This window comes from Pantoea sp. RIT-PI-b, from assembly GCF_001187905.1.
Classification (GTDB): domain Bacteria; phylum Pseudomonadota; class Gammaproteobacteria; order Enterobacterales; family Enterobacteriaceae; genus Pantoea; species Pantoea nemavictus.
Genome location: NZ_LGIS01000014.1, coordinates 308,382 through 333,303 on the forward strand (window position 1 = coordinate 308,382; position 24,922 = coordinate 333,303).

Annotated in this window: 24 protein-coding genes and 3 tRNA genes; 14 read left to right on the top strand and 13 right to left on the bottom strand. The window is 54.9% G+C overall.

Annotation, left to right across the window (positions count from 1 at the left end; translation table 11 throughout):
* Nucleotides 1-128: 128 nt before the first annotated feature.
* Nucleotides 129-518, bottom strand: coding sequence for a tautomerase family protein (locus tag AC790_RS07825; RefSeq protein WP_007886812.1), 390 nt, complete (start codon nt 516-518; stop codon nt 129-131).
* A gap of 120 nt (nt 519-638) precedes the next feature.
* Between AC790_RS07825 and AC790_RS07830 the strand changes: the two genes are divergently transcribed.
* Nucleotides 639-1,562 carry a LysR family transcriptional regulator gene (locus AC790_RS07830; RefSeq protein ID WP_049851402.1) on the top strand — a complete coding sequence of 308 codons (924 nt, stop codon included), beginning with the start codon at nt 639-641 and terminating at the stop codon, nt 1,560-1,562.
* On the opposite strand, the gene AC790_RS07835 is transcribed toward AC790_RS07830, so the two are convergent.
* Nucleotides 1,536-2,549 carry a glycosyltransferase family 32 protein gene (locus AC790_RS07835; protein WP_007886816.1) on the bottom strand — a complete coding sequence of 338 codons (1,014 nt, stop codon included), beginning with the start codon at nt 2,547-2,549 and terminating at the stop codon, nt 1,536-1,538. The genes AC790_RS07830 and AC790_RS07835 overlap by 27 nt on opposite strands.
* Before the next feature lie 417 nt (nt 2,550-2,966).
* Between AC790_RS07835 and AC790_RS07840 the strand changes: the two genes are divergently transcribed.
* Nucleotides 2,967-3,926, top strand: a complete 960-nt coding sequence (locus AC790_RS07840) for a YncE family protein (protein WP_007886818.1) — start codon at nt 2,967-2,969, stop codon at nt 3,924-3,926.
* Here AC790_RS07840 and AC790_RS07845 read toward each other — a convergent pair.
* Nucleotides 3,923-4,477 carry a histidine phosphatase family protein gene (locus tag AC790_RS07845; protein WP_007886821.1) on the bottom strand — a complete coding sequence of 185 codons (555 nt, stop codon included), beginning with the start codon at nt 4,475-4,477 and terminating at the stop codon, nt 3,923-3,925. The genes AC790_RS07840 and AC790_RS07845 overlap by 4 nt on opposite strands.
* Nucleotides 4,478-5,061: 584 nt before the next feature.
* On the opposite strand from AC790_RS07845, the gene AC790_RS07850 reads away from it, so the two are divergent.
* From AC790_RS07850 to AC790_RS07865, 4 genes are all read left to right on the top strand, one after another.
* Nucleotides 5,062-6,456 (top strand): MFS transporter, encoded by a 1,395-nt coding sequence (locus AC790_RS07850; protein ID WP_007886822.1) that lies wholly within the window; start codon nt 5,062-5,064, stop codon nt 6,454-6,456.
* 74 nt (nt 6,457-6,530) lie between these two features.
* Entirely contained in the window at nt 6,531-7,553 is a 1,023-nt protein-coding gene (locus AC790_RS07855; RefSeq protein WP_049851403.1) for a LacI family DNA-binding transcriptional regulator, read from the top strand.
* A 12-nt stretch (nt 7,554-7,565) separates the two neighbouring features.
* On the top strand, nt 7,566-8,549 hold the full coding sequence (locus AC790_RS07860; protein WP_049851404.1) for a nucleoside hydrolase: 984 nt from the start codon (nt 7,566-7,568) through the stop codon (nt 8,547-8,549).
* 253 nt (nt 8,550-8,802) lie between these two features.
* Nucleotides 8,803-10,023 (top strand): MFS transporter, encoded by a 1,221-nt coding sequence (locus tag AC790_RS07865; RefSeq protein WP_049851405.1) that lies wholly within the window; start codon nt 8,803-8,805, stop codon nt 10,021-10,023.
* Here AC790_RS07865 and AC790_RS07870 read toward each other — a convergent pair.
* The 3 genes from AC790_RS07870 to AC790_RS07880 all read right to left on the bottom strand — a co-directional run bounded on the left by AC790_RS07870 (nt 10,020) and on the right by AC790_RS07880 (nt 12,559).
* Nucleotides 10,020-10,484 (bottom strand): YbaK/EbsC family protein, encoded by a 465-nt coding sequence (locus tag AC790_RS07870; RefSeq protein ID WP_049851406.1) that lies wholly within the window; start codon nt 10,482-10,484, stop codon nt 10,020-10,022. The genes AC790_RS07865 and AC790_RS07870 overlap by 4 nt on opposite strands.
* 95 nt (nt 10,485-10,579) lie before the next feature.
* On the bottom strand, nt 10,580-11,374 hold the full coding sequence (gene fhuF / locus AC790_RS07875; RefSeq protein ID WP_049851407.1) for a siderophore-iron reductase FhuF: 795 nt from the start codon (nt 11,372-11,374) through the stop codon (nt 10,580-10,582).
* Nucleotides 11,375-11,464: 90 nt separating this feature from the next.
* Complete coding sequence (locus tag AC790_RS07880) at nt 11,465-12,559, bottom strand: diguanylate cyclase (protein WP_049851408.1); 1,095 nt, start codon at nt 12,557-12,559, stop codon at nt 11,465-11,467.
* A gap of 222 nt (nt 12,560-12,781) precedes the next feature.
* On the opposite strand from AC790_RS07880, the gene AC790_RS07885 reads away from it, so the two are divergent.
* Nucleotides 12,782-13,066 (top strand): DUF1435 domain-containing protein, encoded by a 285-nt coding sequence (locus AC790_RS07885; RefSeq protein ID WP_007886848.1) that lies wholly within the window; start codon nt 12,782-12,784, stop codon nt 13,064-13,066.
* A 92-nt stretch (nt 13,067-13,158) separates the two neighbouring features.
* Here the strand turns inward: AC790_RS07885 and AC790_RS07890 are convergent.
* From AC790_RS07890 to rsmC, 4 genes are all read right to left on the bottom strand, one after another.
* Nucleotides 13,159-13,245, bottom strand: a tRNA-Leu gene (locus AC790_RS07890).
* 29 nt (nt 13,246-13,274) lie between these two features.
* Nucleotides 13,275-13,361, bottom strand: a tRNA-Leu gene (locus AC790_RS07895).
* A 36-nt stretch (nt 13,362-13,397) separates the two neighbouring features.
* A tRNA-Leu gene (locus AC790_RS07900) sits at nt 13,398-13,484 on the bottom strand.
* Between the two features lie 142 nt (nt 13,485-13,626).
* A complete protein-coding gene (gene rsmC / locus AC790_RS07905) occupies nt 13,627-14,658 on the bottom strand; it encodes a 16S rRNA (guanine(1207)-N(2))-methyltransferase RsmC (RefSeq protein WP_049851409.1) in 1,032 nt (343 codons plus the stop codon).
* A gap of 106 nt (nt 14,659-14,764) precedes the next feature.
* Between rsmC and AC790_RS07910 the strand changes: the two genes are divergently transcribed.
* From AC790_RS07910 to yjjG, 3 genes are read left to right on the top strand one after another with little or no spacing between them, the layout of a single operon-like run.
* The gene (locus AC790_RS07910; protein ID WP_036620286.1) at nt 14,765-15,175 is read left to right on the top strand and encodes a DNA polymerase III subunit psi; all 411 of its coding nucleotides are present in this window, start codon (nt 14,765-14,767) and stop codon (nt 15,173-15,175) included.
* Nucleotides 15,147-15,587 carry a ribosomal protein S18-alanine N-acetyltransferase gene (gene rimI, locus AC790_RS07915; protein WP_049851410.1) on the top strand — a complete coding sequence of 147 codons (441 nt, stop codon included), beginning with the start codon at nt 15,147-15,149 and terminating at the stop codon, nt 15,585-15,587. Before AC790_RS07910 ends, rimI begins: the two co-directional genes overlap by 29 nt.
* Nucleotides 15,588-15,595: 8 nt before the next feature.
* The gene (yjjG, locus tag AC790_RS07920) at nt 15,596-16,279 is read left to right on the top strand and encodes a pyrimidine 5'-nucleotidase (protein ID WP_049851411.1); all 684 of its coding nucleotides are present in this window, start codon (nt 15,596-15,598) and stop codon (nt 16,277-16,279) included.
* Nucleotides 16,280-16,416: 137 nt separating this feature from the next.
* On the opposite strand, the gene AC790_RS07925 is transcribed toward yjjG, so the two are convergent.
* Entirely contained in the window at nt 16,417-17,091 is a 675-nt protein-coding gene (locus AC790_RS07925) for a YtjB family periplasmic protein (protein ID WP_049851412.1), read from the bottom strand.
* Between the two features lie 107 nt (nt 17,092-17,198).
* Between AC790_RS07925 and serB the strand changes: the two genes are divergently transcribed.
* The 3 genes from serB to nadR all read left to right on the top strand — a co-directional run bounded on the left by serB (nt 17,199) and on the right by nadR (nt 20,907).
* Nucleotides 17,199-18,176 (top strand): phosphoserine phosphatase, encoded by a 978-nt coding sequence (gene serB, locus AC790_RS07930; RefSeq protein ID WP_007886866.1) that lies wholly within the window; start codon nt 17,199-17,201, stop codon nt 18,174-18,176.
* Nucleotides 18,177-18,189: 13 nt separating this feature from the next.
* Nucleotides 18,190-19,575 carry a DNA repair protein RadA gene (gene radA / locus AC790_RS07935; RefSeq protein ID WP_007886867.1) on the top strand — a complete coding sequence of 462 codons (1,386 nt, stop codon included), beginning with the start codon at nt 18,190-18,192 and terminating at the stop codon, nt 19,573-19,575.
* 105 nt (nt 19,576-19,680) lie between these two features.
* A complete protein-coding gene (nadR, locus tag AC790_RS07940) occupies nt 19,681-20,907 on the top strand; it encodes a multifunctional transcriptional regulator/nicotinamide-nucleotide adenylyltransferase/ribosylnicotinamide kinase NadR (protein ID WP_049851413.1) in 1,227 nt (408 codons plus the stop codon).
* 49 nt (nt 20,908-20,956) lie between these two features.
* Here nadR and ettA read toward each other — a convergent pair whose 3' ends face one another.
* Nucleotides 20,957-22,624 carry an energy-dependent translational throttle protein EttA gene (gene ettA / locus AC790_RS07945; protein WP_008101764.1) on the bottom strand — a complete coding sequence of 556 codons (1,668 nt, stop codon included), beginning with the start codon at nt 22,622-22,624 and terminating at the stop codon, nt 20,957-20,959.
* Between the two features lie 238 nt (nt 22,625-22,862).
* Nucleotides 22,863-23,627: a DNA-binding transcriptional repressor DeoR gene (gene deoR / locus AC790_RS07950; protein ID WP_049851550.1), complete on the bottom strand. Its 765-nt coding sequence runs from the start codon at nt 23,625-23,627 to the stop codon at nt 22,863-22,865.
* 371 nt (nt 23,628-23,998) lie between these two features.
* Between deoR and rbsK the strand changes: the two genes are divergently transcribed.
* Complete coding sequence (gene rbsK, locus AC790_RS07955; RefSeq protein WP_049851414.1) at nt 23,999-24,916, top strand: ribokinase; 918 nt, start codon at nt 23,999-24,001, stop codon at nt 24,914-24,916.
* The last annotated feature ends 6 nt before the right edge of the window (nt 24,917-24,922 follow it).

Below are 24,922 nucleotides of genomic sequence, written 5' to 3' on the forward strand. Positions count from 1 at the left end.
CAAGGCTGCAACACATCCAACCAGATTTGTGCGATGCATTCCGATTCGTTTATGGCGGGTTTAGGCTGGCTGTGGTTTGGCCTGGTAGCAACGCAACGGCTGCTACCAGTGAGGGCTGAGAAGGGAAATTAGAGTTTGCCAGTGAGGTATTGCGCTTCGCCATCGGCAAAGCTCCAGTCACCTTTACTGTTGGTGATAAAACTAATCATCAAATCTGTGCCCTGTACGCCACAATTTTCCTGCAGCTCGCGCGCTAACTCTGCCATAAACAGGCACTTCTGTTCTTCACTTCTCGGGCTGGTATAAACGCGCACCATCACCAGGTTATCACTGCGCTCAAAACCCAAACCGGTGTCCTGAAAGACCATCTGGTAGCCTTTGTTTTCATGAACAATCTGATAGCGATCGCGTGCGGGCACTTTGAACGCCGTTAACACCGCGCGATGTGCGGCATCCAGTAAAGTCCGTAATTCTGCTTCAGAACGGCCCTGAATAACGTCAAATGTCAGTAATGGCATCAATAAACCCTCGTTTTTGCTCACATGAAAAGAGTAGGATGTGGCTCTATGCTGCCGCTTGCTGCCGGAAAGAAAAAGCGTGCTGGTTGAAATGATTATTTATTATTTTGAACAATGAAGATGAAAGAAATTAAAACCGATAGCCTTTGGGTCCATTTGCACTGGTTAACCGTGCTGGCTGAGCTCGGCAGTTTTACGCGTGCAGCGGAGCGCTTAGACGTCAGCAAAGCGGCGATGAGCCAAAAGATTAAAGAACTGGAAAAGATGGCCGGGGTGGCGTTGGTGCAGCGCACCACGCGCAGCGTGCGTCTCACTTCCGCCGGTGAAAAACTGGTGGATGAGCTGCGCGATCCCTTTGCGCGCATCGCGCAGAGCTTTTTCAGCGTGCGCGATGAAGCGGGACCGGTACGTGGCATGGTGCGCGTAACGGCTCCGGTAGCCTTTGCGCGTCAGCAGCTGGTGCCGATTATTGGTGATTTCTTGCGGGATTATCCGCAGGTGCGCCTGCAGCTGGATGTGACCGATCGTTTGGTCTCGCTGGGCAGTGAAGGATTTGATCTGGCGATTCGCCACAGCGATAACCTGCCGGAAACGCACGTGGCGCTGCCGCTGTGTGAAACCCACGCGCTGCTGGTGGCTTCCCCCGCCTATCTGGCACAAAACGGGGTGCCCGCTACGCCGCAGGCGCTGCAGCAGCACAACTGCCTGTATTATCCGCGGGGTTTAGAGTCGCCGCAGTGGCGCTTTCGCTTGGCTAGCAACGCCAGTGAAACCGTGCAGGTAAAGATTCAGGGCAACTTTGCCACTAACAATAGCGAGTCGATTCGTGACGCAGCATTGCAGGGAGTAGGTATCGCGATGCTGCCTGATTTCAGCGCCAGCGCGGCACTCGCCAGCGGTACGCTGCAGCAGGTGCTGCCGCAGTGGCAGACGATCGATGCCTTCGCCGATCGTTTATGGGTGGTACGCCCGTATGCTGCACAGGTGCCACGGGCGGTGACCACCTTTATCCACTGGTTACGCGCGCGCTTTGTTGATGGGTGACGCCAGCGTGATGGGCGTATGCGGTTGCATCATTTGGCCCAACAGGCTGCTGCGGTTGTAGTGACCGAGGCGCAGGTTGAAGTCGAGATGCAACTGTTCATTGCCGCTGAGCTTAATCACCGGCGGTGGCGTATGCGGGCGCTGGTGAAACAGCACCGCGTGGGCAAACGCCTCGCTTTTCCAGCCGCTCAGGCGCTGGTAGTAATAGGCGTTCGCCTCGCATTTACGTAGATAGAGATTGACCCGGCGATATTCACGCATGGCGATTTGCTGCGCCAGCGAACCCAGTTGCTGTTCCGGCTGGGCAATCTTCTGCGTCAGCAGCGAATAATCATCGCGTTTGGTCAATTCATTGAAATAATTTTGTTCGCCGAGATGTTTAATCGGCGCGTAATGTTTTTGCCATTCACGAATAAACGGATTGTTGGCTGTCGCCGCCAGGAACCAGCTCTCAATCACCGGCGCGAGATAATTAACGGTGGCATTTTCGTGATAATAACCAATCACATCCATACCACGTTCCTGATGTGCGCGATGCACCCAAGAGAGATCTTCAAATAATAACGTACTGCAATCAATAGCAATGCCGCCATAACGTAATAGCAACTCCAGGCGAATGACTTCGCTGCGCTGCTGTGCGCTTAATTGTGAAGAGGTAAAGATAAAGTCAGGTAAAACTTCTTTTACCGTTAAGCGGTTTAATAAATGAATTTCATGATCGGGATTATCCTGACGAATCTTTTTAATATTTAGCGCCATCGATTTGGGTAAATATTCATTATCCCAATACATCCACACTTTTTTTGGAATCTCTGGCAGATCTTTTTCGCCAGAAAGCAACACGATATTGTCCTCTTCGCTGGGATCGTATTCCGGCGCACAGAGCGCATTATGCTGTTTTTTCTGCAGGAAAGTCTGGCTGGTAAAGGCGAGTCTTTTCCAGTTATGCCAGAGGTTTAAGGCTGGCTGAAGGCGTTTTTTATTCATGATGCACCTGATTATTGTGATTATGGTGGCAAGGCTTCCCTGTTACTGGCGCTGAGCGCTCTTGATTATCCCTTTCTTTGTGCTGTGTAAAAAAATACTCTCCAGAGCTTAATAAAACATTCTGTGCTGTGCGGCTACCACTTTTTACTTCTTTCAGATAAAGCGGAAAATCAAGGATCCGTTAAGTTTTAAATTAACGCTGAATAACATACTGGATTGTTGTTTATTCACTTTTTTCAGCTTAAGACTATTCCTAATAAAATAAGGTTGGCGTAGCGCAGGCTGCGGATTGAATTAAAAAGTGGGCGTGAGATCACTGGTTAACCTCACTGCATTTTCCGCTGGTCTGCGGTGAGAATCCCACCATGAGTGAGGGTTAGCTACGCTTAAAGGAGGTGATTAACCAAAGGAGACACTATGCAGCGACACAACCGTGGCCTACTGGCGGTCGATAAGCAGGGCAATCGCGTGCTGTTTCTCAATCCCGAAACCTTTGCCGTTGAGCAAGAGTTAAATGCTTTTCCCCCGCGGCCGCATGAGTTACTGATGCTGCCACAGCTGGAGAAAGCGTATGTGCCGATCTACGGCGATGGCATTCACGGCGACAACCCGCATCCGGGTCACAAAGTGGCGATCATCGATCTGCGTTTGCGTCAGATCAGTGGCTTTATTGATTTGTCGCCGTTAAAAGCACCGCACAGCGGCCAGCTGGGACGCGACGGCAAAGTCTATCTCTGCTGTGAAAACAGCGCGGTGGTCGCGGTGATTGATCCGGTCAGCGATCGACTGGAAAAAACCATTCAGCTGCCGTCGCACAATGCGCACCGGCTGACGCTATCGCCTAGCGGCCGCAAACTGTTTACCGAGAACGAAGAGGATGCCAGCATTACGGTGGTGGATCTGTGCGAGGCAGAAGGGCGCATTATCGATAACATTCTGATGCCAGGAGCGATCTCAGGGATTGCTGCCTCACCGAAACATCCCTATCTGGTGGCGAGTGCCGCGGATGCGCCGCTGCTGTATGTCGTCGATCGGCAAAGTCATCGCATCCGTCAGCGCCTGACGTTACCTGGGCATCAACAACCGTGTCAGGTGGTGCGCTTTAGCGCCAATGGCGAACGACTGGTGGCGATTGGCGACCAGGAGCCGGTGGTGACGCTGTTTGACGATTTACTCAATCCGTTAGGCGATATTCGTGTTGGCAATAAACCGATGGATGGCTGCTTCAGTGAAGACAATCGCAGTTTGCTGATTGCCAACGAGGGCGACGGTTCGCTCAGCCTGATTGATCTGCAGCAGATGAAGGTGATTGCCACGCCGCAGGCCGGCACCGGTTGTGAAGTGTTGAGCTACTTCCAGCTTAACCCTTCGGGTTAAATAAAGGGGCGATGATAAATCGCACTGCTCCAGTGGCGGCTGCTGGCATGTTTTTCTGCTTGCCAGCCGCGCTTACGCAACTCGCGTGCAATCAGTTTGTTCATGATGCCGTGTCCCACCAGCAACACCGTGCCTTGCTGCGACAGCGAGACCAGTTTATCCGCGGCCAGCCGAGCGCGTTCGCGCGCATGTTGCACCGACTCCACATGCCCGGCATAGCCGCAAAGCCACAGCAGACGCAACAGGGACAGCCAGACGGTTAGCGGCAGGTGAAGGCGCTCAAACGGCAGCGTAGGCATCGCGACTTCGCTAAATACCTCATCCACCGCGTGCGGCTGCAAACCAAGGCGCGTTAGCGACGATCGCGCGCGCGGCAGCGGGCTGGTAGCAATCACGCTGGCCTGGCGCGCAATCGTCTGACTGCGCGGCGGCGGCGAGTCGCAAATATCAGCCTGATCGTATCCTTCACACCAGTCGGCCAGCGCCCGCGCCGTAAAGCGCCCGCTAACCGGATGATCGGGTTTACCGTGTCGCATGAGAATAATGGTCATAGGGCCCCTGAGTGACGTTGCTCCAGTGTAATGCAGATGGTGCGCTTATCGTGACCCGGCGGTGGGTTTTAAGAGTAATGCCTGACTGTCATCAAAGCTTAACTCAAGTGTGCGAAAAACAGCGCGATGAAGAATCAGGCTTCTGCGCTAAATGGTAAGCAATAATCGTCAATCATGCGGCAACTGACATTTTTTTGTTCACGCGCATTAGATGTAATGTCATGAATTAATGCCTTTTTTGTCTTTTACCCCTGAGTTATAGTGAAGATTAATTAATAAATATCACTATTATCGCTTGATTTATCTACGCGCGTAGATAGACTATCTCCATAGTGATAACTCACGGTGCCAGAGACGAAGTTGGCCTTGAGATGACCCAGTTACATTTGCCTCACTAATGCGATCGATGAAAATTACATCGACGGAAACAGGCGAAGAAGCGAATTCCAACACCAGGGAATTCATTACTGATTTTTCATCCAGGTTTGCCTACTGAACGTCGCCACCGGGGAGTTCCGCTTGTTGCAAGGGAACTGACCCACGGAAGGGCGTTTGCTGTTTTTACCTCTCTCAGGGAAATGGTCATGACGGTACATCACTCCGTTTCGCAACAAAGCGCACTCAACGCCTCCTCTGCTGCCGATGCGCGGCTTGAAACCACTGCTGGCCGCAAAGACTTCTGGCGCGCCACCTTCTCTTGCTGGCTCGGCACCGCGATGGAATATGCGGATTTTGCCCTTTATGGCCTCGCTGCGGGCATCATCTTTGGTGACGTCTTCTTCCCCGAAGCCACGCCAACCATCGCCTTACTCTCAAGTTTTGCTACCTGGTCCGTTGGCTTCATTGCCCGCCCGATTGGCGCGTTGCTGTTTGGTTGGATCGGCGATCGTAAAGGCCGCAAAACGGTGATGATCGCCACCATCATTCTGATGGGCGCTTCTACCACATTAATTGGCCTGATTCCCTCCTACGCCAGCATTGGCGTGTGGGCACCGGCGTGTCTGGTGCTGCTGCGCTTTACGCAGGGGCTCGGCGCCGGCGCAGAGCTGTCTGGCGGTACCGTGATGCTAGGCGAATATGCGCCGGTTGAGCGTCGCGGTCTGGTGTCATCGGTGATTGCGCTGGGTTCGAACAGCGGCACGCTCATCGCCTCGCTAGTGTGGCTGGCGGTAATCCAGATGGACAAAGAGAGTTTGCTGGCGTGGGGCTGGCGCATTCCGTTCCTCAGTAGCGTGCTGATTGCGGTAGTGGCATTGTGGATCCGCCGCCATCTGCGCGAAACGCCGGTGTTTGAACGCCAGCAGGCAGAGTTACAGGCTGAGCGCAGCGCGACGCTGGCGCAGGCGCAGGAAGAGGTGGACACCCGCAGCTTCTGGCAGCGCAGCCGCGCCTTCTGGACCATGGTGGGATTACGTATTGGCGAGAACGGCCCCTCTTATCTGGCGCAGGGCTTTATTGTCGGTTACGTGGCGAAAGTGCTGATGCTCGACAAATCGGTCCCCACCACGGCGGTATTTATCGCCTCGCTGCTGGGCTTCCTGATCATTCCTTTTGCGGGTTGGCTGTCGGATCGTTTTGGCCGCCGTATTACCTATCGCTGCTTCTGCCTGTTACTGATGTTCTACGCCTGGCCGGCCTTTAGCCTGATGGATAGCCGCGATCCTACCATTGTTATCGCGGTGATTGTGGTGGGTATGGCGCTGGCATCGCTGGGTATTTTTGGCGTGCAGGCGGCGTGGGGCGTCGAGATGTTTGGCGTTAAACGTCGTTACACCAAGATGGCCGTCGCCAAAGAGCTAGGGTCTATCCTTTCTGGAGGCACCGCACCGTTAGTGGCGGCGGCGCTGTTGTCGTTCACCGGACACTGGTGGCCGATTGCGGTGTACTTCACTGCGATGGCCAGCATCGGTTTCCTAACCACCTTTGTGGCTCCGGAAACGCGCGGACGCGATCTCAATCTGCCGGAAGATGCAATTTGACCAGCAGGATCGCGTAAAACATCACCTCATTGGCCGGCGCTCCCGGCCAATGGCATTTACGCAGGGGCAAAGGAATGGCGAAATCTCCAACCGGAAATGTGACGCGCACCGATGTGGCAAAAGTTGCCGGGACCTCGGTGGCGGTGGTCAGTTACGTGATCAATAACGGTCCACGCCCGGTGGCAGAAGCCACGCGGCAGCGCGTGCTGGACGCGATTAAACAGACCGGCTATCGCCCGAATGCGGTGGCGCGTGCGTTGGCTTCCGGCAGCACCAAAACCTTTGGTTTAGTGGTGCCGAACATTGGTAACCCCTTTGTTGCCTCGATGGCGCACATGCTGTTGCAGGAGTCGATGAATCACGGCCACGTCATGCTATTGGGCGATGCAGGTGATGATCGCAAGCGCGAGCTGGAGATCATTCAGGGCCTGCTAAATCGTCAGGTTGATGGCCTGTTTTATAACAGCGTTGATCGTCATCCCTATATCGATGTGATTCAGGCCAGCGGTACGCCACTGGTGATGCTGGATCGTATTGAACCGCGTCCCGGCGTCAACATGCTGCGCGTCAATGAACGCGAAGCGGCGTGTCAGGTCACCGCGCATCTGCTCAGTCACGGTTATCAGCAGGTTGGCATGATCAGCGGCCCGCTGGACATGCTAAACGCGCAGGATCGTATTCAGGGCTGGCGCGATGCGCTGGCGCAGCAGGGTTTGCCGGCGGATGTGGCGATGATTTTCCCCGCGAACTACACGCGGCAGGGCGGTTATGACGCCGCACAGCGCATGGTGGCAAGCGGTCGCGTGCCACGTGCGCTGTTTACCAGTAATGAAGGCCAGGCGATTGGCTGTATTCGTGCACTGTCGGAACATGGACTGCGCGTGCCGCAGGATGTCGCGCTGGTGTGTTTTAACGGTACCGATCAGTCGGCGTTTCATGTGCCGACGTTGACCACCGTCCGTCAGCCGCTGCGCGATATGGCGCGTAGTGCGATTGCCATGCTTAAAAACTGGGATGGCGACGCGAAGCTGGCGGAATTCCCTCACCAGTTAGAAATTGGTGAGTCCTGTGGCTGTCAGCTCTTTCAAGCAGAATAAAACTATAACATTATGAAAAGACTAATTATTGATTGTGATCCGGGAAACGGCATTGCGGGCGCTAACACCGATGATGGTCTGGCACTGGCGTTAGCGTTGGCCTCACCTTCGCTGTCGCTTGAGCTGGTCACTACCGTGACGGGCAACACGCCGAGTGCGGTTGGAGCGCAGGTAGCAAAAGATCTGCTGCAGCGCCTGGGGCTTAACATTCCGGTGGTGCAGGGCGCCTTGCAGGCATTGCGTGAAGATCCAGCCCCCTGGCGTGCGCGTCTTGACCATGTTGCCGATGAAAAGCTCGGGGAACTGTGGCACGGCGTTCGCCAGCCGCAGCGCATTCCAGCCGATGGACATGATGCGGCTGGGGTGATGGGACAGCTGATTTGTGACAATCCCGGCGAATTTACCCTGGTGGCGATTGGCCCGCTAACCAACGTGGCGCTGGCGCTACAGCGTTACCCGCAAATGGCGGAATCGGTGGCGGAGATTGTCATCATGGGCGGCGTGTTCGCGCTCGATGATTACATCAAAGACACCAATTTTGGCCTCGATCCGGAAGCGGCGCATCAGGTGCTGCACAGCGGTGCCACCATCACGCTGGTGCCGATGGATGCCACGACGCAAACGTTGATGACCCAGCAGGACCTCACCCGCATCACCGCTAATCCGCACCCGTTGCCGCAGTTTGTGCGTGAGACATTGCGTCCGTGGATCGACTATTCGATTCGTACCCGTCACCTGCCGGGATGCTGGATTCACGATGCGCTGGTGGTGGCCTGGTTGCTCAATCAGCGCGTGGCCGACGGCGTTGATTATTACGTGGATATTGAACTGCGCCCTGGCGCAACGCGCGGGAAAAGCTGGCGTTATCGCGCGCCGCTGCGTCTGGATATTGGCGTGCCAGAGCAAACCGGCGCGCTGGTGCATGTGATGCAAACCGTCAATAATTCGCTGCTGCTGGAGATGATTGAAAAGGCGTTTAATCAATTGCAACGTTGAAACGTTTTCCAGGTGCGCATAAATGCGCACCCTACGCTGTTCCAGGGACGCCCTTTATGGCTGTCCCCTTCTACAACATGACACGCTTTTTTACACCGCGAATCACTCGCTGACAATTCCTGCCACAGCCCGCCTTTCTGACATGCTATATACAAATGGTTAACATATTAGTAACCCGTGAAATTATTCGCGCGGTAACTTCTACAATAAAATCCGGCCAACGATCCGGAAGCTAATCAGACAGGATACCAACATGTTCAACTGGACTGCGACCCAGCGCAACGTGGCTTTTGCCAGTTTCGCGAGCTGGACGCTGGATGCGTTCGACTTCTTTATTCTGGTGTTTGTACTTAGCGATCTCGCCCAGTATTTTCACACCAGCGTCTCCGATGTTTCACTAGCCATCATGCTTACCCTCGCGGTTCGCCCGATCGGTGCGTTACTGTTTGGTCGTCTGGCCGAAAAGTATGGTCGCCGACCCATTCTGATGCTCAATATCGTGATGTTCTCGCTGTTTGAGCTGTTGTCTGCGTGGTCTCCGAGCTTCGCGGCTTTCCTCGGTTTCCGCGTGATTTACGGCATAGCGATGGGTGGGATTTGGGGCGTGGCGTCGTCGCTGGCGCTGGAAACTATTCCCGATCGTTCGCGCGGCCTGATGTCAGGCATTTTCCAGGCGGGTTATCCGTGCGGTTACCTGCTGGCGTCGGTGATTTTCGGTCTGTTCTTCGAAACGGTTGGCTGGCGCGGGATGTTCCTGATTGGCGCATTACCGATTCTGCTGCTGCCGTTCATCTACTTCAAAGTGCCGGAATCGCCAGTATGGCTGGCGGCGCGCGAGCGCAAAGAGAGCACCGCGTTACTGCCGATTATCCGTCAGCACTGGAAACTCTGCATTTACATGGTGCTGCTGATGGCCTGCTTTAACTTCTTTAGTCACGGCACCCAGGATCTCAATCCTACCTTCCTAAAGGTGCAGCATCAGTTTGATCCGCACACCGTCAGCATTATCGCCATTAGCTACAATATTGCGGCGATGCTGGGTGGGATCACCTTTGGTGCGCTGTCGGAACGTATTGGTCGCAAGAAAGCCATTATTCTGGCTTCGTTCCTTGCGCTACCGGTGCTGCCGCTGTGGGCTTTCTCGAGCGGTTCGTGGATGATCGGCATCGGCGCGTTTCTGATGCAGTTTATGGTGCAGGGCGCGTGGGGTGTGGTGCCGACCTATCTCACCGAACTGGTGCCTGCCAACGCGCGTGCGGTGCTGCCGGGCTTTGTTTATCAGCTGGGGAATTTGCTCGCCTCTGTCAATGCGACGTTGCAGTCACGCATTGCCGAGGCGCACGGCGGTAACTATGGTCTGGGGATGGCGATTGTCGCCGGGACGGTAGCGGTGCTGATTTGCGTGTTTGTGGCGTTCGGTCGGGAGACGCGCGGCATCGAAATATCCGGTGCTGCCGCGCGCGAATCGCATTAGAGCGCCTCGCAGACGTCGACCCATTTTGCCGCAGTGAGCTCTGCCATGCGCTGCGGCGCAATGCGTACCGCGCTGTGAATCGAACCCGCTGCCGGCAGCACTTCGTCGAAGCTGCGCAGCGACACATCGCAATAAACGGTCAGCGGATTTTCCAGCCCAAACGGGCAGACGCCGCCGACCGGATGCCCGGTCCAGTTCACCACTTCATCCACGCTTAACATGCGCGCCTTCGCGCCGAGAGCGGCTTTTAGCTTGCGGTTATCAAGACGCGCATCGCCGCGCGTCACGATCAGCACGATAGAATCCTTTACTTTCAGCGATAAGGTTTTGGCGATTTGCCCAGGCGTAACGCCATGAACGCGTGCGGCCAGCTCAACGGTGGCGGTGCTTTCCGGCATCTCAATGATATCGATATCCGGTGCATGTTCGGCTAAGAATTGCCGTACCGACTCCAGGCTCATTTTTTTCTCCGATAAAAACAGAGCATAAAAACTGCCACAAGGCTGGAAAACTGTAAACGGGAGAAAAGGAGAATCTGTAACAGAATGCGCGATCGCTACACCGCTTTTAACGTGCAGTTACCACAGCGTTCAACATCTGGAATGCGGTAGCGCTGGCAGCAACTGCGCCGCTCCATTTCGCCATTGCGCGGGATCATGGTGCGATACAGTGGGTTATCGCTGCCATCCAGCAGGGATTTAGTGAAAAATAGCGCCTGCTCCAGCTGCAACACCGTGTGTTCAGGCAGTTGGTTTTTCAGCTCACCGAGGAACCAGTAAAACGAAAAGCCCATATTGTTCCAGATGAGTTTGGCGTTGATGTCGCCATGCTGCGTGATGCCGTTAACCGCCGGGATCAAGCATTGCTGAATTAAACGATCGATGCGCTGCTGCGCACTGAGGTAGCGTGCGTCTTCATCTTCCTGCACATCCAACCAGAAGGCGCAGGGATGACCGTTCTCATGAAACTCAACGTGAATCAGATGCGGTGCGCAGTTCAGCGCTCGCGGCTCCTGCAGCAGTGCCAGCATCAGCGGCGGCAGCAATAGACCAAAATACCATTGTGCCCACAGCGACTGCAGCGGCTTGGCTTCCTGCGGCATATCGGGGTGATCGCGATAGAGATAGTCGCTGTAGCGCTGCGTCAGGCGACGATAATTGATGGGATTTGACCACTCAGCAAGCGTTAGCGTTCCGGCGGGTGCCGGTTGGCCAAGCTTAAGGTTGTCGAGCATATAGCTACGTTGCTCGCGCATCAGATCTTCCAGCGCACTCGCTAAACTGCGATCGCTCTGCATAAAGATCAGTGGATGCTCGCTGAAGCGATGATCCTGACGCGTGATGATGGCCATGCCGGTCCTGAGTGATAACGGGAATCGAGAGACAAATGATAATCGTTCCCGGTTTGTTGCACAACTTTTCTGCACCGGCCAGATATAACGTTATGTCAGATCGGAGCTCGCTTGCGAGCGCGCAGGCAAATCTTCCCACGCCAGAATGGTGTTACGTCCTTGATTCTTCGCCACATACAGCGCGCGATCGGCGTTGGCAACCGCCTGGTCAAAATCGTCGGCAAAGATTGGCGCAATTCCGGCGCTGATGGTGACGTGCGTCGAGACTTTCTCATTGAAGCGGTGGGGAATTTCCAAATCCACCACGTACTGACGAATCCGCTCCGCCAGCTTCATCGCAATTGAGGCGTTGACGTTGGTCATCAGAACCAGAAACTCTTCGCCTCCGTAACGTGTCACGACATCGCGCGAGCGCACGGCATCGCGAATCGCCACAGAGACACGTGCCAGCGCCTGATCGCCCATCGCATGGCCGTAATTGTCGTTGTAAGCCTTGAAGTGGTCGATATCCAGCAGCAGCACAAAGTGGCTGCCCGCGTGGTTTTCCATAATGGTATCGAGGCGATTTTTTAGCCCACGGCGGTTATACAAACCGGTAAGCGGATCGAGCATGCTCAAATCGCTGAAACTCTCTTTCTCCTCGTACAGCTGGCTCACCAGACGACGGGTAAAGGTATCAAAACGGCGACGCATTAAATGGTGCAGTGAAAAACCGATTAACGGCAGCATAATCGTGAATAAGATCATCATTAAATGCTGACCATCATCCAATAACAGTACGGTTAAAACCGGTGGCGTGATGTGTAAACAAAATGCGATCAAATAATCACTTAAGGCAATGGCGCTGATAAAGAACACGCTTAACAAGCTGATAATGAGAAAGCTGCCATCAAAATAGAAAACCAGATGATATCTGTGGTTAATATGCCATGCCCACAGCGCTCCTAATATAAAAGCGACAGGATTTAATAGCGGTAATTTTTGTTTTGGCGCCATTAAGCAAATAATCAGCAGCGTGCTGCTGAAGCCCGCAACCAGCGCCACCGGCAGCGATCGTACCGGGCTATCACTGCCTAAAATCGGCAGCAGGCAAAAAAGCGAAACGGCGACATTGAGAAACAAAAATAGCATCAGCGACAGCCGATATTTACTGTGTTTCAACTCATCATAAGATTGTAATTTCATTATTATTCTCGTGACAGCCCTGATATATCAAAGCGCTACCCGGAAGAGATAATATCCGAATAGAGAGCACGTTATTGTTGTGTTGGCGATATTGTTATCGGCGGCAATTTAGCATTTTCCAGTAATTCTGTCATCCGGGATGGCTTGTGATAAAAAATTCGCTGCAAGATGAGAAATATTATCATATGATAATACGAATATTTATCATTTGAGGGTTGCGCGATGATCATGGCGATGATGGCCGCCTGCGGCTTATGGGGTGTGAGCTGGATAATGGGTAAACGTCTGGACAGCGGGTGGGGCGTGTTATTACCTTGCGCAGCGATGCCGGTTTTCGCGTTATGGGAACCGAGTTTCAGCCAATGGCGCGTGGTGATGATCGTAGCGCTGCTGCTGACCGTGGTGATGCTGTTTCACCATCGCCTGCGTCACTATTTGCTGCTGCCTTCATGCCTGGCGCTGGCTGGCGGGTTGGCGGCGGTGTCGGTCAATTTCCACGTTATCTGATAAATCGCAGAAACGACAACATCACGCTAAGAGCGTGAAGTTCGTTGAAAAATCTTTTTGGGAATTTACTGCCGGGAAGGAGTGACAACTGTTGGTGCGAAGGGAGGGACTTGAACCCTCACGTCCGTAAGAACACTAACACCTGAAGCTAGCGCGTCTACCAATTCCGCCACCATCGCATCTTAGTTGTCTGTTTATATCATCGCATTGGTGCGAAGGGAGGGACTTGAACCCTCACGTCCGTAAGAACACTAACACCTGAAGCTAGCGCGTCTACCAATTCCGCCACCATCGCTCAGTGCGTACGATATAAACTGTGTGATTATTAGTTTGGTGCGAAGGGAGGGACTTGAACCCTCACGTCCGTAAGAACACTAACACCTGAAGCTAGCGCGTCTACCAATTCCGCCACCATCGCAAACTAACAACACTCTAAAGTATTGCTAACCACGGAGGCGCATTTTAGAGATTTTACTCATTGCGTCAACACATATTTCGCGACGACAAAACGATCGCTGTAAAAAGCAACGTTTCTGCCGTCGCGCTGGTATTATCGCGGATTAACGCGTTTTGGCACCGCGACCATACACGGCACGGTACACTTTGAAGCGGCCGGTTTGCGCCAGCACTTCGTGGTTGCCGAAGGTTTCATCCAGAATCTGCGGATAGGGCAGGAAGGCGTTGGCCACGATACGCAGTTCGCCACCGCTGTTTAGATGCTTAAGCGCACCGCGAATCAGCGTGTTGGCCGCTTCCAGGCTGGTTTGCAGACCATCGTGGAACGGCGGGTTGGAGATGATCATGTCAAAACGGCCGGTCACGTCAGAGAACACGTTGCTGGCAAACACTTCACCTTCGAGTTCGTTAGCCGCCAGCGTCGCTTTACTGGCTTCAATGGCGGCGGCATGCACATCACACAGCCACAAACGCACGCGCGGCGACACTTTGGCCATCACGGTCGCCAGCACGCCGCTGCCACAGCCGATATCCAACACTTTGCCACGGAAGTGCGGCGTCAGCGTGGAGAGCAGCAGATCGCTGCCGATGTCCAGACCATCGCGACTGAACACGCCTGGTAAAGTGTGGATGGTGAGATCGTCGAGCTGATAAGTATTACCGTAGCCGCTGGCGTCAAAGCTTGGCTGCTTGTCGAGACGACCGTGATACAGGCCACAACGGCGCGCGCTGTCGACTTTCTCCAGCGTCGCCCACGCCTCCAGCATGCCTTCGGCGCTGCGCACGCCGCTGCGGTTTTCACCCACCACGAAGATATCGCAGCCAACCGGCAGCAGTGACAGCAGGTTCTGCAGCTGGAACTGCGCTTCGGGTTTGTTTTTCGACCAGTAATAGACCAGCGTATCGCAGCCTTCAACATCTGCAGCCGTGGTAACCATGCTGTAAACCGCACGTTCACCGAGGCGATGGCTAAGGTTCTGCCAGTGATGATATTGCTGGGTATGCACGCGGCTTGACGCGGTTTCTAGCTGGGCGGGCAGGTCATCCTGCAGGTCGCCAGCGAACAACACGTTGCGGGCGGTAAATTCATCACTGTGGCGCAGAATCACTTCGCTGGCCGGGGTAAAAGCAGACATGGAGCACTCCTGTTAAATCAGAGCGGCGATTATAGTGCTTTGTTGGCGCATGTTCGATGGGTTTGCTAGCATAGCGTCGCATTCTGGCAGCATAACGGGTAATAGCATGAGCACAAGGCGCGACTGGCTTCTACAGCAAATGGGGATCACGCAGTATCAGCTGCGGCGTCCGCGCGTGCTGCAAGGGGAGATTGCCGTCACGCTTTTACCCGACACGCGTTTAGTCTTGGTGGCCGAACAGGCGCCAACGCTGCAAGAACCGCTGATTCGCGACGTGCTGCGCGCGCTGAATATCCAACCTGCGCAGGTGATGGCGTTGACGCCAGAGCAGCTACAAATGCTGCCGGAGCAGGTTGACTGCGCCGGCTGGCTGCTGGGCGTCGAGAGCGAACATCCCTTTAACGGCATAACTTTCACCACCGCCGTTTTCAATGAACTGATCAGCAGCGGCGCGGCAAAACGCGCCCTGTGGCAACAGATGTGTAACCATGACAGCCATCTCTTTAGTCACCCCTGAAGACCAGCCGCAGCTGCTGGCGATTGAGCGCCGCGCGCATGCCTTTCCGTGGAGCGAACAGACGTTTGCCAGCAATCAAGGCGAACGTTTTGTGAATTACCGTATTGAATCCGACGGTAAGCTGGCCGGATTCGCCATCACCCAAGTTGTGCTGGATGAAGCATCGCTGTTCAACATTGCGGTAGATCCTGACTTCCAGCGTCGCGGCTATGCATGCCAACTGTTGCAGCATCTGATTGCTGAGCTCGAGCAGCGCGACGTGATGACGCTGTGGCTGGAAGTGCGCGCCTCAAATACGGCGGCGATTGCCCTGTATGAGCAGTTGGATTTCCACGAAGTCAGCGTACGCCCTAACTATTATCCCACTGCCAGCGGACGAGAAGATGCCATCATTATGGCGCTAACGCTTTAAGGAGCACCATGCTAAACGATTGGGACTGCATCCTGTTTGATGCAGACGACACGCTTTTCCATTTTGATGCTTATGCCGGTTTGCAGCGTATGTTCGCGCAATATGACGTGCAGTTCAGCGCGCAGGATTACAGCGATTATCAGGCGATCAACAAACCGCTGTGGGTGGATTATCAGAACGGCACCATTTCGGCGCTGCAGCTGCAAACGCGTCGCTTCACCTTGTGGGGCGAAAAACTTAGCGTAGCACCGGAAGTGCTCAACAGCGATTTTCTCAGCGCGATGGCCGATATCTGCCTGCCGCTGGAGGGCGCTGCACATCTGCTGGCGACGCTGAAGGGCAAAGTGAAGATCGCCATCATCACCAACGGGTTCACCGCGCTGCAGCAGGCGCGCCTGGAACGCACGGGATTCCGTGATGTTTTCGATGCGCTGGTGATTTCTGAGCAAGTCGGCGTGCCGAAACCGGACGTGGCGATTTTTGATCATACCCTGGCCTTGCTCGGTAACCCGGATCGCAGCCGCGTACTGATGGTCGGCGATACGCCGGAATCGGACATTCTCGGCGGCATGAATGCTGGCCTGAAGACCTGCTGGATCGATCACGGCACGCGTCCGTTACCAGAACAGATCACGCCAACCTGGCAGGTAAAAACGCTGGCCGAGCTGGAAGCGTTAATTACTGAAGGTTAAAGTATCTATTCATCGTTAACCTCATGATGATGCTAAGAAGCCCGCTGTGCGGGCTTTTTTGTGCAAAAAATCTATTCAACTATCTATTCACGAATCTATTCATGAAGCGTGCAGATGAGGTAACACCGCCGATGTTGTTAACGTCCTTTTTCTGTCTCTGATGCCGCCGCTTCTTCTTCCTCTTTCTCTTTATCCTCTTTCACCGTGCGGCTCGCCGTCAGCAGGAACGGCGATTGCTGCCAGCGGGTGCGGCGGTCGCGCAACAGGGTTCGCGTCAGGATAATGCCGATGGCCAGCGCCAGTAACATCATCAGACGCAGGATGTTAGTGGTGTTATCCACCTGGCGTGATTCGGTCACCAGTACGTGAGTATCCAGCGTCACACGCAGAAAACCTTGCGGGCCATCTTTGCCTTCCAGCGGCTGCACAATTTGATGGTTAAAGTAGCTGCCAGCACGTTTGCCATCCAGCGACAGGCGATCGCGTACGTTAATGCTCTCACCGCTGTGCGCCACCAGGCTGCCATCATCGGCGTAAACCGAGGCATCAAGAATGCGGCTGTTGTCGGTCATTTGGTTGAGGATCGTGGCAATCTGCGTGCGGTTATCGTCGCTGTTATCCATCAGCGGTTTGAGGCTAAACGCCACCTGTTTGGTCAGGGTGCGCGCCAGCTCTTCCACTTGTTCAGAGCGGGCCATTTGATGGCCGAGGCTAAACCAGGATGCGCCTTGCATCAGCACCACTAACAGAGCCAGCGAGATAAGAACAATCACCGTGCGATGCAGGCGAAATTTCAGTGCGGTTTTGACCATCAGAAACCCGTGTGATGTAACAGCAGAAAGGCTGGCAATTATGTTGCCAGAACCCGCGCAGACAAGGTAGCCTCTTGCGTGGTTTTGTTGTCCCTACAGGAGCTGTAATGCCAAATCGTCTTACCTGGTGCGATCTGCCCGCCGATGTCTCACTTTGGCCGGGTTTACCCCTTTCCCTCAGCGGTGATGAAGTCATGCCGCTGGATTACCGTGCTGGTCGGACTGGCTGGCTGCTGTATGGGCGCGGACTCGATAAACAAAAACTGACCGATTACCAGCATAAGCTCGGTGCGGCGATGGTGATCGTCAGCGCCTGGAATGTCGATGAGTATCAGGTGGTACGGTTAGCCGGTTCGCTGACGCCGCGTGCTAGTAAACTGGCGCATGAAGCCGGTTTCGATGTGGCACCGCTCGGCAAAATTCCGCATCTGAAAACGCCAGGTTTACTGGTGATGGACATGGATTCTACCGCCATCCAGATTGAGTGCATTGATGAGATCGCCAAACTGGCGGGCTGCGGCGAGCAGGTGGCGGAAGTCACCGAACGCGCGATGCGCGGCGAGCTGGATTTCAAAGCCAGCCTGCGCGAGCGCGTGGGCACCTTAGCGGGCGCCGATGCCAATATTCTGATGCAGGTGCGCGATGCGCTGCCGCTGATGCCAGGCTTAACCACGCTGGTGCAGAAACTGCAGGCGCTGGGCTGGCAGGTAGCGATCGCCTCGGGTGGCTTCACTTTCTACGCCGACTATTTGCGCCAGACGCTGCATCTGGCAGCAGCAGTCGCTAATGAGCTGGAAATTCGCGACGGCAAGCTGACCGGCCAGGTGCTGGGACAGATTGTCGATGCCCAATTTAAAGCCGATACCCTGAATGATTTGGCCCAACGCTTTGACATCGCCCCGGAACAAACCGTGGCGATTGGCGATGGTGCTAACGATCTGCCGATGATTAAAACCGCGGCGCTGGGTATCGCCTATCACGCTAAACCTAAAGTGAATGAGCAGACGGAAATCATCATCCGCCATGCTGACCTGATGGGGGTGTTCTGCATCCTAACCGGCAGCCTGATTCACGAAGAGCGTTAACTGAGGATTTGATTTGGCCAAAGCGGCAAAACGCGCCTTCGTTTGTAACGAATGCGGCGCTGATTATCCACGCTGGCAGGGGCAATGTAGCGCCTGCCACGCATGGAACACCATCACCGAGGTGCGCATTGCCGCCTCGCCTGCGGCAGCGCGTAACGAGCGTCTGAGCGGTTATGCCGGCGGCAACGCGGGCGTTAGCCGCGTGCAGAAGCTGTCGGAGATCAGTCTTGAAGCGCTGCCACGTTTCTCTACCAGTTTCAAAGAGTTCGACCGCGTACTGGGCGGCGGCGTGGTGCCGGGCAGCGCCATCTTGATTGGCGGTAATCCGGGTGCCGGTAAATCGACGCTGCTGCTGCAGGTGATGTGCAAGCTGGCGGAAGGGATGAAAACCCTGTACGTCACTGGCGAAGAGTCGCTGCAACAGGTGGCGATGCGCGCCCATCGTCTGGGATTGCCGACCGAAAATCTGAATATGTTGTCGGAAACCAGCATTGAGCAGATCTGCCTGATCGCCGAGCAGGAGCAGCCGAAACTGATGGTGATCGACTCAATCCAGGTGATGCACATGGCGGAGATCCAGTCGTCGCCGGGCAGCGTGGCGCAGGTGCGTGAAACCGCCGCGTACCTAACGCGCTTCGCCAAGACGCGCGGCGTGGCAATCATTATGGTCGGCCATGTCACCAAAGATGGCTCGCTGGCCGGTCCGAAAGTACTGGAACACTGTATCGACTGTTCGGTGATGCTGGATGGTGATGCCGATTCGCGTTTCCGCACCTTGCGCAGCCACAAAAACCGCTTCGGTGCGGTGAATGAGCTCGGCGTGTTCGCCATGACCGAGCAGGGCATGCGCGAAGTGAGCAATCCGTCGGCTATCTTCCTGTCACGCGGTGATGAGATCACCTCGGGCAGTTCGGTGATGGTGTTGTGGGAAGGAACGCGTCCGCTGCTGGTGGAGATTCAGGCGCTGGTCGATCACTCAATGATGGGCAATCCGCGCCGCGTAGCGGTAGGCCTGGAGCAGAATCGCCTGGCAATCTTACTCGCGGTGCTGCATCGCCACGGTGGTTTGCAGATGGCGGATCAGGACGTGTTCGTCAACGTGGTTGGCGGGGTGAAAGTCACCGAAACCAGCGTCGATTTGGCGCTGCTGATGGCGATGGTCTCGAGCTTCCGCGATCGTCCGCTGCCGCAGGATCTGGTTATCTTTGGCGAAGTGGGCCTTGCGGGCGAAATTCGTCCGGTGCCGAGTGGTCAGGAGCGTATTTCCGAAGCGGCGAAGCACGGCTTTAAGCGCGCTATCGTCCCGGCCGGCAATGCACCGAAGAAGCCGGTAGAAGGGATGAAGGTGTATAGCGCGAAGAAGCTGGCGGATGCGCTGGCGATTCTGGATGAGTTGTAAGTTTTGCCGGTCGGCATGAATGCCGACCCTACGTTCGTAGGGTGCGCATTTATGCGCACCGTCTTAAAGGCCGCACCGCCCTTTATTCCACGCAGGAGGCACTAAATGTCATCGTTTGACTACCTGAAAACAGCCATTCGCCAGCAAGGCCACACGCTGCAGCAGGTTGCCGACGCCAGCGGAATGACCAAAGGCTACTTAAGCCAGCTGCTCAACGCCAAAATTAAAAGCCCCAGTGCGCAGAAGCTGGAAGCATTGCACCGTTTTCTGGGCCTGGAATTTCCGCGCCGAGACAAAACCGTTGGCGTGGTGTTCGGTAAATTTTATCCGCTGCACACCGGTCACATCTATTTGATCCAACGCGCCTGCAGCCAGGTGGATGAACTGCACATCATCATGGGTCACGACGATCCGCGCGATCGTGAACTGTTTGAAAACAGCGCCATGTCGCAGCAGCCGACCATCAGCGATCGTTTACGCTGGCTGCTGCAAACCTTCAAATACCAGAAAAATATCCGTATTCACTCATTCAACGAAGAGGGCATCGAACCTTATCCGCACGGCTGGGATGTGTGGAGCGGCGGCGTTAAAACGTTTCTGGCTGAGCAGGGCATTGAGCCGAATTGTGTTTACACCAGTGAAGAGCCTGATGCCGCGATGTATGAGCAGCACCTCGGCATTCCGGCGGTGGTTGTCGATCCCAACCGATCGTTTATGAACATCAGCGGCGGCCAGATTCGTCAGGATCCGTTCCGCTACTGGGAATATATTCCTACCGAAGTGAAGCCGTTCTTCGTGCGCACCGTAGCGGTGTTGGGCGGTGAATCGAGCGGTAAATCAACGCTGGTGAATAAGCTGGCCAACATCTTCAATACCACCAGCGCGTGGGAATATGGCCGCGACTATGTCTTCTCGCACCTCGGCGGCGATGAGATGGCGCTGCAATATTCCGACTACGATAAAATCGCGCTGGGACAGGCGCAGTACATCGATTTCGCGGTGAAATACGCCAGCAAAGTCGCCTTTATCGATACCGATTTCATTACCACGCAGGCATTTTGCCTTAAGTATGAAGGGCGCGAGCATCCGTTTGTTCAGGCGTTAATTGATGAGTACCGTTTCGATCTGGTGATTCTGCTGGAGAACAACGTGCCGTGGGTGGCGGATGGTTTACGCAACCTCGGCAGCTCAATGGATCGCCGTGAATTCCAGACCATGCTGGTCACCATGCTACGCGAAAATAATATCGAGTTTGTCCACGTTAAAGAGGATGACTACGATGCGCGATTCCTGCGCTGTGTGGAGTTGGTAAAGCAGATGTTAGGCAGCTAATTCAGCAATAAAAAAGGCGCCAGTCGGCGCCTTTTTCACGTTATAACAATTACTTGGTCATACGCTTGTACTTGATACGCTTTGGCTCCAGCGCGTCGGCGCCGAGGGTGCGTTTCTTGTACTCTTCGTACTCGGTAAAGTTACCTTCGAAGAACTCCACCTTGCCTTCATCCTGATAGTCGATGATGTGCGTGGCGATACGGTCAAGGAACCAACGGTCATGCGAGATCACCATGGCACAGCCTGGGAATTCCAGCAGGGCGTTTTCCAGCGCGCGCAGGGTTTCGATGTCGAGGTCGTTGGTCGGTTCATCGAGCAGCAGCAGGTTGCCGCCCACTTGCAGCAGTTTCGCGAGGTGCAGACGACCGCGTTCACCGCCTGACAGCTCACCCACGCGTTTGCCCTGATCGGTGCCTTTGAAGTTGAAGCGACCAACGTAAGCACGGCTTGGCATCTCGGTGTTGCCCACGCGCATAATGTCCTGGCCGCCAGAAACTTCTTCAAACACGGTTTTGGAATTGTCCATCGCGTCACGGAACTGATCCACTGACGCCAGCTTGACGGTTTCGCCCAGCTCGATGGTGCCGGAATCCGGTTGCTCCTGACCTGACATCATGCGGAACAGGGTCGATTTACCCGCGCCGTTCGGACCGATAATGCCGACAATCGCGCCTTTCGGTACAGAGAAAGTCAGATCGTCGATCAGTACGCGATCGCCATACGATTTCTTCAGATTGGTCACTTCCAGCACTTTGTCGCCAAGGCGCGCACCTGGTGGAATGAAGAGTTCGTTGGTTTCGTTACGCTTCTGGTAATCGGTGTTGTTCAGCTCTTCAAAGCGTGCCAGACGGGCTTTGCCCTTAGACTGACGGCCCTTCGCGCCTTGACGCACCCACTCCAGCTCTTTCTCGATCGATTTGCGACGAGCGGCTTCAGAAGAGGCTTCCTGCGCCAGACGCTGATCTTTTTGCTCCAGCCAGGAAGAGTAGTTACCTTCCCACGGAATACCTTCGCCGCGGTCCAGTTCCAGAATCCAGCCAGCGACGTTATCGAGGAAGTAACGGTCGTGCGTGATCGCCACAACGGTACCTTCGAAGTCGTGCAGGAAGCGCTCAAGCCACGCCACGGATTCCGCATCCAGGTGGTTAGTCGGTTCGTCGAGCAGCAGCATGTCTGGTTTTTCCAGCAGCAGACGGCACAGCGCGACGCGGCGGCGTTCACCACCGGAGAGCGTAGCGATTTTGGCATCCCAATCCGGCAGACGCATCGCATCTGCCGCACGGTTCAGCTGCGTATCGAGGTTATGACCGTCGTGCGCTTGGATCACTTCTTCCAGACGACCCTGTTCGGCGGCTAGCTTGTCGAAATCGGCATCCGGATCGGCATACAGCGCATAAACCTCGTCAAGGCGCTTCAGCGCACCCACCACTTCGGAAACCGCTTCTTCCACGGATTCACGCACGGTGTGTTCCGGGTTGAGCTGCGGTTCCTGCGGCAGATAGCCAACATTGATGCCCGGCTGTGGGCGTGCTTCCCCTTCGATATCGGTATCGATACCGGCCATGATGCGCAGCAGCGTCGATTTACCCGAACCGTTCAGGCCGAGGACGCCGATTTTTGCTCCAGGGAAGAAGCTAAGTGAAATATTCTTCAGGATGTGACGCTTCGGCGGAACGACTTTGCCGACGCGATGCATGCTATAGACGAATTGAGCCACGTTGTATTGAGCCTTTTGGTCTGTGAGTGGTGGACTACTGATGCAGAAGTTTAGCCGTTTTCCCCTTTTATTCATACCCGTCATACTTCGAGCTGCAGCGGCGTTGGCTACGTGTGTCCACCCCAGTCACATACTTATGTATGCTCCTGGGGATGAACCCACTTGCCGCCTTGCTGCAGCTCGAATTATTTAGGGTATGGATCGTGAGCCGATTATTGAAAATACAGGAACTATGATCTTATGGCAGGCGCAGTGGGATGTTATGTTGCGCCAGCCAGTTCTTCAGCGCCGGTTCCGGTGCGCTATCGCTCACCAACAAATCAAAGCGACGCAGCTCACCAATCCGTGCTGGCAGCACTTTGCCGAACTTGCTGCTGTCTGCCACCAGCACGCGCTGACGGGCGCGCAGCATCGCGTGGTGCTTCATCGCCAGTTCATTGATGTTATAGCAGGTGGCACCCTGCTCCTGATCGATACCCGCTGCCGAAATAAAGGCCAGCGTCGGGCAGAGATCGTCGAGGATCGAATGCGCGCCAATCGGCGTGAACAGCGCGTTATCGGCATGGAATTCGCCACCGCTGAGGATCACGTTGCAGGCCGGTTTCTCCTTCAGCGCCAGGAAGGTGTTCATCGCGCAACAAATCGCGGTGAACGGCAAGGTATCGGGGATCGCATCGACGATGTAGGGCAGCGTGGTGCCGCAATCAAAAAACACCGTGTCATTTTCACCGATCAGATCCGCTGCAGCCTGCGCCAGGCGCTGTTTACGTGCGGCGTTCTGTCCGTGCTGATCGGAGATGAAATAGTGTCCGGCATGGCTTTTGGGATCGCTAACGATATAGCCGCCAAGCAGCACCACCGTTGAGGCCGGTTCGGTAAGATCGCGGCGGATGGTCATTTCCGACACGCCTAGCAACTGTGCCGCATCTTTCAGGTGCAGTTTATCGGTGCGTTTTAGCGCCTGAGCTAATTTGTGAATACGTTCGTCGCGCCGGGTTTCCATGATCATCTCTGCGTAATTAATCCTGAAGTCGAAGTTGCCTGGTCAAAAATCACGATAAATCTCACAGATTTTAATGATTTGCGACGTATTCAGCAGGCCGGTTTTCAATCTTACCTGTAATGAGATCGGCCCGCAAACGCCACGCCATCCCGCCATTTCGTTTCAATCCCGCCGCTGCGCTCAGCGCCAGACGGCGTGCTCAATGGTGTTGCAATGTTAGAATAATAACATTCTCTATCATGAGTAAGTGGCGTGATGACGGCTTTTTATCAGCGTTCATAGGTGTGAAATTTATCACATAATTAACTTTATTAACCTGATATTGTGATTTTTATAACATTATAAAGTTAAAAATTCACCAGGAGAGCACAATGGACATCGCGGTTATTGGGTCGAACATGGTCGACCTCATTACCTATACCAATCAATTGCCTAAAGCGGGCGAAACGCTGGAAGCGCCTGACTTCGCCATCGGCTGTGGCGGCAAAGGTGCTAATCAGGCAGTGGCCGCAGCGAAGTTGGGCGGCAGCGTGATGATGGTCAGCAAAGTGGGCGACGACCTGTTTGCACCCAACACCGTGGCCAACCTGCAACAGCAAGGCGTCGATACGCGTTTTGTCACCACCGCGCCCGGCACCTCGAGCGGCGTGGCGCCGATTTTCGTTGACGATCAATCACAGAACCGCATTTTGATCATTAAAGGCGCCAACCAGCAGCTGAAACCGGCGGATATTGATGCCGCTGCCGACGCACTGAAAAGCTGTCGGCTGATCATCCTGCAGTTGGAGATCCCGCTGGAAACGGTCTATTACGCCATTGATTTTGCCCGCCAGCACGACATCAAAGTGATCCTCAATCCGGCGCCTGCCGTGGCTAATCTGGACATCGACTACGCCTGCAAATGCGACTTTTTCATGCCGAACGAAACCGAGCTGGAGATCCTGACCGGCATGCCGGTTAACAGCGATGAAGAGGTGCAGCTGGCGGGGCAATCGTTGCTGAATCGCGGGCTGAAAAACCTGATCATCACGCTCGGCGGACGCGGTTCGCTGTGGATGTCTGGCGACCAGCTGCACCACGTTGCACCTACGGCGGTAAAAGCCGTCGACACCAGCGGTGCGGGCGATGCTTTTATCGGCTGCTTCGCTCACCAGCTGGTAAAAACCGGTGATATTGCGGGCGCGATGGCGCAAGCCTCCGCCTATGCCGCCTGCAGCGTGACCGGTCGCGGCACGCAGCGCTCCTATCCCGACGCGGAAACCTTCCAGCGTTTTCTCAACGTTAATTGAGGTCGA